This window comes from Pseudomonas sp. NPDC008258 (assembly GCF_042956345.1).
Lineage (GTDB): Bacteria > Pseudomonadota > Gammaproteobacteria > Pseudomonadales > Pseudomonadaceae > Aquipseudomonas.
Window position 1 is genome coordinate 253,838 of sequence record NZ_JBIBGE010000003.1, and the last position, 7,975, is coordinate 261,812.

Annotated in this window: 9 protein-coding genes; 3 read left to right on the forward strand and 6 right to left on the reverse strand. The window is 62.5% G+C overall.

Annotated elements, in window-relative coordinates:
• Nucleotides 1-20: 20 nt before the first annotated feature.
• Complete coding sequence (locus tag ACFY9W_RS04075) at nucleotides 21-1,367, reverse strand: dihydroorotase (RefSeq protein WP_391126106.1); 1,347 nt, start codon at nucleotides 1,365-1,367, stop codon at nucleotides 21-23.
• 147 nt (nucleotides 1,368-1,514) lie between these two features.
• On the opposite strand from ACFY9W_RS04075, the gene ACFY9W_RS04080 reads away from it, so the two are divergent.
• Both ACFY9W_RS04080 and ACFY9W_RS04085 read left to right on the forward strand, forming a co-directional pair.
• Entirely contained in the window at nucleotides 1,515-1,952 is a 438-nt protein-coding gene (locus tag ACFY9W_RS04080; protein WP_391126109.1) for a DUF4440 domain-containing protein, read from the forward strand.
• Between the two features lie 73 nt (nucleotides 1,953-2,025).
• Complete coding sequence (locus tag ACFY9W_RS04085; RefSeq protein WP_391126112.1) at nucleotides 2,026-2,280, forward strand: type B 50S ribosomal protein L31; 255 nt, start codon at nucleotides 2,026-2,028, stop codon at nucleotides 2,278-2,280.
• A gap of 53 nt (nucleotides 2,281-2,333) precedes the next feature.
• Here ACFY9W_RS04085 and ACFY9W_RS04090 read toward each other — a convergent pair whose 3' ends face one another.
• From ACFY9W_RS04090 to ACFY9W_RS04100, 3 genes are all read right to left on the reverse strand, one after another.
• Nucleotides 2,334-2,627 (reverse strand): DUF4440 domain-containing protein, encoded by a 294-nt coding sequence (locus tag ACFY9W_RS04090; protein WP_391126115.1) that lies wholly within the window; start codon nucleotides 2,625-2,627, stop codon nucleotides 2,334-2,336.
• A gap of 136 nt (nucleotides 2,628-2,763) precedes the next feature.
• Nucleotides 2,764-3,381 (reverse strand): dTMP kinase, encoded by a 618-nt coding sequence (locus ACFY9W_RS04095; RefSeq protein WP_391126118.1) that lies wholly within the window; start codon nucleotides 3,379-3,381, stop codon nucleotides 2,764-2,766.
• Nucleotides 3,382-3,517: 136 nt separating this feature from the next.
• Nucleotides 3,518-4,270, reverse strand: coding sequence for an SDR family oxidoreductase (locus tag ACFY9W_RS04100; RefSeq protein WP_391126121.1), 753 nt, complete (start codon nucleotides 4,268-4,270; stop codon nucleotides 3,518-3,520).
• A 104-nt stretch (nucleotides 4,271-4,374) separates the two neighbouring features.
• Here ACFY9W_RS04100 and ACFY9W_RS04105 point away from each other — a divergent pair, with 104 nt between their 5' ends.
• The gene (locus ACFY9W_RS04105) at nucleotides 4,375-5,295 is read left to right on the forward strand and encodes a LysR substrate-binding domain-containing protein (RefSeq protein WP_391126124.1); all 921 of its coding nucleotides are present in this window, start codon (nucleotides 4,375-4,377) and stop codon (nucleotides 5,293-5,295) included.
• Nucleotides 5,296-5,423: 128 nt separating this feature from the next.
• On the opposite strand, the gene ACFY9W_RS04110 is transcribed toward ACFY9W_RS04105, so the two are convergent.
• Both ACFY9W_RS04110 and ACFY9W_RS04115 read right to left on the reverse strand, forming a co-directional pair.
• Nucleotides 5,424-6,542, reverse strand: a complete 1,119-nt coding sequence (locus ACFY9W_RS04110; RefSeq protein ID WP_391126126.1) for a P1 family peptidase — start codon at nucleotides 6,540-6,542, stop codon at nucleotides 5,424-5,426.
• A gap of 12 nt (nucleotides 6,543-6,554) precedes the next feature.
• Nucleotides 6,555-7,631 (reverse strand): amino acid permease, encoded by a 1,077-nt coding sequence (locus ACFY9W_RS04115; RefSeq protein WP_391126129.1) that lies wholly within the window; start codon nucleotides 7,629-7,631, stop codon nucleotides 6,555-6,557.
• Nucleotides 7,632-7,975 lie beyond the last annotated feature (344 nt).

The window sequence follows — 7,975 nt, forward strand, 5'->3', positions numbered from 1 at the left end:
TCGCGTTGTCAGGTTGAGGCTCAGCGCCGCTGTGCATGGAACGCCAGTGGCAAACCCTGGCAGTGCTCGTGCAGCCTATGCTCATGCCAGGCCAACTGGCCGGACACAATCGTGGTCACCACGCGGTGGCGCAGCCGATGGTGCTGGAAGGGCGTCCACTGGCAGTGGGCAAGCACCGGGTCCAGGCTGACCGGCCTTGGCACGTCAAGGCGTTCGATAAGGGCCAGGTCCGCCCAATAGCCTTCGCGCAGGTAACCACGCTCCTGAATCGCGAACAATTCGGCGACCGCATGGCTGGTTTTACGCACCAGCTGGGTGATCGGCAGCAGGCCCTGCTCGACCAGTTCGAACAGCGCCGGCAGCGCATGCTGCACCAGTGGCAGGCCGGAAGGTGCCAAGGCATAAGGGCGCTTTTTTTCTTCCAGGGTATGCGGGGCATGATCGGTGCCGATTACATCGATGCGATCTTCCAGCAGTGCCAGGCGCAAGGCGTCGCGGTCGGCGCGGGCCTTGATCGCCGGGTTGCATTTGATGAGGTTGCCAAGGCTTGCATAGTCGCGGTCATCGAACAGCAGGTGGTGCGCGCACACCTCAGCGGTGATCAGCTTGTTGGCCAGTGCACCAGGCTCAAACAGTTGCAGCTCCTTGGCAGTAGTCAGGTGCAGCACATGCAGGCGTGTGCCGAAGCGGTTTGCCAGCTCGACGGCCAGGCTGGACGAGCGCCAGCAGGCGTTGGCGTCGCGGATGAGCGGGTGCATGGCCGGCGGGATGAAATCACCGAACTGTTCTCGGTAGCGAGCTTCGTTGGCGAGGATGGAGGGCGTGTGCTCGCAGTGCGCCAGCAATACCGTCGGCACACAGGAAAAAAGCCGCTCGAGTACCTTGGGGTCGTCGACAAGCATGTCCCCGGTAGAGGCGCCCATGAATACCTTTACCCCGGCAATCTGCCGCGGGTCCAGCCGGGCGATGGTCTCGAGGTTGTCGTTGCTCACGCCAAAGTGAAAGCCGTAATTGGCCACCGATGACGCCGCGGCGCGGGCCTTCTTGTCGTCAAGGGCTGCCAGGGTCAAGGTCGCCGGGTTGGTATTGGGCATGTCCATGAAGCTGGTGATGCCACCGGCGACCGCGGCCCGTGACTCACTGGCCATGCTGCCCTTGTGCGTGGCCCCGGGTTCGCGAAAGTGCACCTGGTCGTCGATCATTCCGGGCACCAGCCACCGCCCTAGGGCATCGATTTCAACGGGGGCATTCATGCCCTCGATGCTGCTGGCGATTTTTTCGATTCGCCCATGGGCAACCAGGACATCGGCCTCGAACACCTGGCCTTCATTCACCAGGCGGGCATTCCTGACAAGGATAGCGCTCATGGGCGGGCGTCCCCGCGTCTACTGCCCAGCAGCTGCCTGCACTTGAGAAACATGATCCGAAACCTGTGTCGATAGTGTTATGTTATAACACGTTATCGTACTTGGCATGACCTTGCCACTCATCCTCTTGAACCTCAGGTAAGCCACATGAGCGCAACCGCCGTCTCCCCCACCCTCGCTGAACCCTACGCCGATACCGAACTGGCCTGCCTGGCAGGTGCCAAGGCCGCGCTCTACCGCTGGGCGGCAACGGTGGCCACACGTGACGTTGATCAGGTGCTGGCGCTGTATGCGCCAGACGCCATCCTGGTACCCACCCTGTCCAACCAGGTACGGGACTGCAACGACAGCCGCCGCAACTACTTCGACAACTTCCTGGCCAATGACGGCCTGGTATGTGACATCCAGGTGTTCAAGAAGCGGGTCAGCCGCAAGCTCGGCACCGTGGTGGTGGGTGGGCTCTACACCTTCGTCTATCGCGACCAGGGTGCACAGCGCGTGGTACCGGCGCGGTTTCTGTTCACCTTTGAACGGATCGATGATCAGTGGCTGATCACCGGACATCACTCGTCGATCGAGGCATGAACCCCAGGTTGTTGCAAATCAATCGCAACTTCGTTTATTTTGTTACTATATAACATTCACCAAGGAGCTCGAAATGAAACCCGGCATTCACCCCGACTACCGCCCCGTCCTGTTTCACGACGTGGCTGCCAATGCCTTCTGGCTGATTGGTTCGACCATCGATACCGACAAGACTCACGTGCACACCGATGGTGTCAGCTACCCCTATGTCACGCTCGACGTTTCCAGCGCTTCGCACCCGGTCTACACCGGTCAGGAGCGTAAAGCCAAGGCCGAAGGCCGTGTGGCAGGCTTCAACAAGCGCTTCGCCGGTTTTACCGCGAAGTAGGATGGGGCCGCTTCCGGGAAGGGAAGCGGCTTTGGCATTACCATGCGCGCGTTTCAGGCTGCCCAGGTTTCCTGCAGATGGCGCCACAAGGGGCGCCCGCCTTCATCACTGAACACAGCGGTCGAGACCCGCGTCTTCGCGGGTTGACCGGCCAAATGGTGCGTCTCGCGGTAGCGAACCACCGCCCCCTCTGGCCACTGCGCAATCGTTTCAAGCCCGCAGAGCTCAATGCTCAAACCTGGCTCAGCGCCTGCGCGTTGCGCAAACAGCGATGCGACGTCGTCAAGGCCGATCTGGGCACCGCCTGGGGTGACCATCGTGAAGTCGCCATGAAAACGTTCCAGCATGGCTGCCACCGTGCCCTGCGCGCCATCAAACAGCGCCTCGATCAGTACATGCAGATCCGCAACAGCATGTACGTGCCGGCGGCGATACGGGTTTTCAAAGCCAGTACTGACAGCAAGATCGGCTTGTCGGCCGAACTTACGCGTTGCGCAGCACTGCCAGTATTTCGCCCACTACCTGCCGGGTTGCCTGGTCGACAGTGCCTTCATTGCGGCACAGCACCCAGCCATGCTCGGCAACCGCTCGCTCGAACGCGTCGGTGCTGGCAACCTGTTCATCCAGCGTGTGGATCACCGTACTGCCCAGCCCACGATTGCGCGCCGCAGCCCGTGCCCATGAGGTTTCAGGGGCAGTGACAACGCCAACATGCAAATCGGGCACTTGCACGCCGCGCTCAAGGTTCAGTTGCAGGATCTGCGCAAACGGCACGGTACGGCGAAACGCCGCGTCAGAGGGGTACCAGCGATCGATCAGGATGATGCTGTCAGCGGGCTGCCTGGGCAGTACCGTACGGGAAATCCAGGCGCGGCTCTCGGCAAAACGCTCGCAAACCTGATATTCCAGCTGCTGGCATGGGCTTCGGGCGAGCCTGTTGACCAGTACCATGGTTTCGCCGCGGTAGGGGTCGTTGTTTCTCTCGCACAGGCGCACCACCTTGCACCCTTCCAGTCTCAGGGCTTGCGTCACAGCCTCCAGCAGTGTGGTCTTGCCGGTACCTTTGGGGCCATCGATGGCAACAAACAGCGGGCGGTTCATCGTTCAATACCAATAAGCGCAGGCGCGGGATGAGAGCACTGATCATGCCCCGCGTTCAAGCGCTTCTCGAAAGGAGTACACCTGTACTCCAGCGGCGAAAGGCGGCACCTGCCGCCTCCGCGCCTGGGTCGACCCCTCAGATCTGCGCCTGGCCGCCATCCACGAACAGCTCGGCACCGTTGACGAAGCTGGCATCGTCGCTGGCCAGGAACACCGCCGCGTTGGCGATTTCCAACGGTTCCCCTACCCGGCCCAGCGGCACTTGCGCGGCCAGGTAGTCGAGCAGGCCCTGCTGTTGCTGCGCATCCGGGCCTGCGAGGTCGACCAGGCCAGGCGTACGGGTTGCGCCGGGGCTGAGGGTATTGACCCGAACCCCGCGGTCCTTGAGGTCCAGAATCCAGCTGCGGGCCAAGGCGCGTACGGCGGCCTTGGAGGCGGAGTACACACTGAACGCCGCGGTGCCAGAGCTGCCTGCCGTAGAGCCGGTCAGGATGACCGAAGCGTTGCGCGCCAACAGTGGTAGTGCCTTTTGCACGGTGAACAGCACACCTTTCACATTACGATCAAAGGTATCGTCATAGTGCGCTTCGGTAATGTCGCCCAGCGGCAACATCGACCCGCCGCCAGCGTTGGCAAACAGTACGTCCAGGCGCCCATGCTGCTGTTCAATGCGGGCATACAGTTGGTCCAGCTGGTCCAGGCGAGTGGAGTCGACCGCAACCCCGGTAGCGTTGCCAACCAGCGCCACTGCCTTGTCCAGCTCCGCCTGGCGGCGGCCGGTGATGTAAACATGCGCGCCTTCTTCGGCAAAGCGTTTGGCGGTGGCCAGGCCGATGCCGGTAGTGCCGCCAGTGACCAGTGCAATCTTGCCTTCGAGTTTCTTGCTCATGGTGTTTCTCCCGTCAGGTTGGTGAGTTGCTGTGGGGAGAAGCGTATCGACTTGCGCTTACTTTCAAAATAGAATCATTTGAAACTCATCATTGCAGAATTGAAATGGCAAGAATCCCGGATTTCGAAGGGTTGGCGATGTTTGCCAAGGTGGCTGAAGAAGGCTCCTACGCAGCGGCATCACGCGCCATGGGGGTGTCAGTGCCCACGGTTTCACGCGCAGTCGCCCGCCTGGAAGAACGCCTGGGTGGGCGCTTGTTCAACCGCACCTCGCGCCAGCTGTCGCTAACAGAGTTCGGCCAGCGCATGGTCGAACAGGCCAGCGCGCTTTATCGCCAGGCCGAGGAAATGGAAAGCGAGGCGCTGGAGCTGTCGCTACAGCCGCGCGGCCTGGTGCGGCTGGCGGTACCCATGTCATTCGGCCTGCGCTGGGTCGCGCCATTGCTGCCCGAACTGCTGGCGCGTTACCCAGGGCTGGAGCTGGACCTGCATTTGTCCGACTCGACGGTTGACCTTGTGGCCGACGGCTTTGATGCCGCACTGCGGATTGCCGCACTGCCCGACTCTTCACTGGTGGCGCGGCGTATCTGCCCGGTGACCCAGTATTTGCTGGCGGCACCCGGGTATCTTGCCGAGCATGGCCGCCCGGCACATCCGCGCGATCTGGCCGAGCATGCCTGCATGAGCTACGCCTACCGCGCCCGCAGCCAGGTGTGGCGCTTTACCCACCACGATGGCACGGAGCAGGATGTGACACCGCGTGGGCCGCTACGGGTTACCAACTCCGATGCCCTGGTGGCGCCGTTGCTGGCGGGTCTGGCGATTGCCGAGCTCCCGGAGTTCATTGCCGCTGAATACCTGGCCGATGGCCGCCTGGAACGGCTTCTGCCCGAATGGAGCATGACCCAGGGCGGGTTGTTTTTTGTCACGCCCTCGGCGCGCAGCCGGCCGCGCAAGGTGCAGGCATTGGCCGATTTTTTTGTCGAGCGTTTGTCCGAACCCGCCTGGCGTACACACAACCTTTAGGTTATCGCAGGACTCTGTGGGAGCGGGCATGCCCGCGAACACCGGCGCAGCCGGTGCCATGCACCGCGTTGGACTCTTCGCGGCGGTTCGACGCCTCGACGCGCCCGCTCCCACAGAGATCATGCTGATCACTCGTTAAAGGAAGCATCCTGGGCCTGCCAGCCCACTTGCCTGAGCGCAGTCAGCAAGCGCTCCCCGTTCAGGCCTGGCACCTCGCGCCCGTCCTCAGTCTGCATCGGGCATCCCGCCAGGATCGCATTGACAATCGCCTCTTCCACCGCCTCGGCCGCAGCGGCGAACAGCGGCGAAATATGGTCGTTGTTGACCATCGCCACCTGCGCCGTCACAGGCAGGTCGCGACGGTTGTAATCGGCAGGTGCAAGCCCCGTATTACCCGTCGAAAACGCCAGGAAGATATCACCACTGGAGTCATCGGTGCCGCCCCCCGTGCGGGCAATCCCCAGTGCCGCCCGTTGCGCCAGGCGCTGGCACTGGTGCGGCAGCAACGGGGCATCAGTGGCCAGCACCACCACGATCGAGCCCATGCCCGGGGTGTCCTGCAGGTCGAATGGCGAAGGCAGGTCATGCAACACCCTGCCGACCGGGTAACCATCCACCCGCAGGTCGCGGCGCTGGCCATGGTTGGCCTGGACAAAAGCACCCACCGTCCAGCCACCCTGCCCGGCCGGCACTACCCGCGATGCAGTGCCGATACCGCCCTTGAACTCATGGCAGATCATGCCGGTACCACCACCAACCGCACCCTCCACCACCGGCCCGCTGCGGGCTGCACCCAGCGCCTGCTGCACCAGGTCGGCATTGACATGCTGGCCCCAGATATCGTTCAGCACCCCGTCATAGGTCTCCATCACCACGGGCATGCACCAGTACGTCGCGTGGTCCGCCAGGGTCGCATGCTCATGGGCAATCAGTGCGTCACGTACCACGCCGACGCTGTGCGTGTTGGTGGTGGCAATGGCCGTGGTCAGCAGGCCTGCTTCGCGAATCCACTCAAGGCCAGTGGCATCACCATTGCCGTTCAGTACATGGCAGCCGGCAAAACAGGGCTGATAGCGCGCCGGGCCCTCCCGCGGCTCGATGATACTGACCCCGGTACGCACCGGTTTGCCGGCACGGGTGGTGTTCAGGGTGGCATGGCCAACCCGTACACCGGGTACATCGGTAATGGCATTGTGCTGGCCTGGCTGGCCAAGGCCCAGGGTGATGCCGAAATCGCGTGCTCGCATCGTGTTTCTCGCTCAAAGTTTCTGGAAGGCTGGGCTCAACTTGCCATAGGTGCCGTACAGCAACCCCGAGACAAGCAAGATTCCAACGATGATGAAAATGTCCCGGGCTGACGCCGCAGCCAGCAGGGTCGTCAGCAGGTAACCGGCACCGGTCACGGCCACCAGTGCCGGCAGCGGCCACAGCGGCATGCGGTACGGGTGCTCACGGTCGCGGCGCAGCACCCGGCTGAACAGTGCGCACAAGCCCACCACCAGGTACACGCAGAGAATCAGCAGTACCGTGAACGACGTCAGCTCGGCCAGCGAGGGGGCGCCGATCAAAAGCGCCACCAGTGGGATCACTTCGATGGCCACCAACAGCACCAGTGACCACAGCACCGCCTTGGGGATACCGCGGCCGCCGCACTTCATGTCCTCGGCCAGCAGCACGGCGCCGCCATAGCCGTTGAACGAGAACAGCGCGGTGCCGATCGCGCCAACCACCAGTGCCCAGGGGGCAGCGTGCAGCATGCCGTTGTCGAGCACCAACGGGCTGACCAGGCTACTGACCGGCTGCTGGGCATGGCCGAAACCCAGCACCACAATCACCATCAATGCCGCCACTTCAAGCAGCAGGCAGATGCCGGTAACCCATGCGTTCAGCTTGATGTTGAGGATAGCCAGCAGGTAACCCAGGGTGACAATCACCAAGGCCACCGCCTGCCCGTCAAGCTGGGTGCCCAGCGCCGCATTCAGGTAAGTGGCGGCCCCTGTGGCCAGGACCGGTGGAATGAACACCAGCATCGCCAGCGCGGTGAGGAAGGTGGCATAGCCAGCCATGCCGCCGAATACCCGCTTGGCAAACACGTACTCACCGCCTGCCGCGCTGTGCGCACGGCCCAGTTCGGCGTAGCAAAGCGCAAACATCAGCGCCAGCACACCGCCCAGCATGAAGGCCCAGATGACCCCGGTGCCGGCCTGGGCGATGGCAAATGGCGCGATGACGAAAACCGAACTGGCGGGTGTTACCGAAGAAACGGTGATGGCGACTACATCAGCGACGCTTAGCGTCGGTTTGAGCGCTGGAGCGGGTGCACTACTGGACGTCATTTGTTCATCCTCACGTTATTGTTGGTGTCAGGAGGCAGAACCAGGAAGCGAAGCGTGGCGGGCTCGACGGCCGGCTTGATGGGGATGAAATCTATGCGGCGGTAACCGGCTGGGCAATTCCCACTAAGGGGTACCCCCGGTTGACAGCTATGGCAAATCGGGCGCCAATGCCCCCGGGGCTGCTTTGCAGCCCATCGCCGGCAAGCCAGCTCCCACAGGTACAGCGCCAACTTCAGCAATCTCGCAGTCCCTGTGGGAGATTCTATGGTTTTAGGGAAGTTTTTTAAGCGGCTTTTGATCGATACTCGTCTCCGCTTTTCAGTAGGGCAAATACTACTCGCGCC

Coding starts and splice junctions, on each gene's coding strand:
- ACFY9W_RS04075 (WP_391126106.1), bottom strand. CDS start 1,367: ATGAGCGCTATCCTTGTCAGGAATGCCCGCCTGGTGAATGAAGGCCAG.
- ACFY9W_RS04080 (WP_391126109.1), top strand. CDS start 1,515: ATGAGCGCAACCGCCGTCTCCCCCACCCTCGCTGAACCCTACGCCGAT.
- ACFY9W_RS04085 (WP_391126112.1), top strand. CDS start 2,026: ATGAAACCCGGCATTCACCCCGACTACCGCCCCGTCCTGTTTCACGAC.
- ACFY9W_RS04090 (WP_391126115.1), bottom strand. CDS start 2,627: ATGCTGGAACGTTTTCATGGCGACTTCACGATGGTCACCCCAGGCGGT.
- ACFY9W_RS04095 (WP_391126118.1), bottom strand. CDS start 3,381: ATGAACCGCCCGCTGTTTGTTGCCATCGATGGCCCCAAAGGTACCGGC.
- ACFY9W_RS04100 (WP_391126121.1), bottom strand. CDS start 4,270: ATGAGCAAGAAACTCGAAGGCAAGATTGCACTGGTCACTGGCGGCACT.
- ACFY9W_RS04105 (WP_391126124.1), top strand. CDS start 4,375: ATGGCAAGAATCCCGGATTTCGAAGGGTTGGCGATGTTTGCCAAGGTG.
- ACFY9W_RS04110 (WP_391126126.1), bottom strand. CDS start 6,542: ATGCGAGCACGCGATTTCGGCATCACCCTGGGCCTTGGCCAGCCAGGC.
- ACFY9W_RS04115 (WP_391126129.1), bottom strand. CDS start 7,631: ATGACGTCCAGTAGTGCACCCGCTCCAGCGCTCAAACCGACGCTAAGC.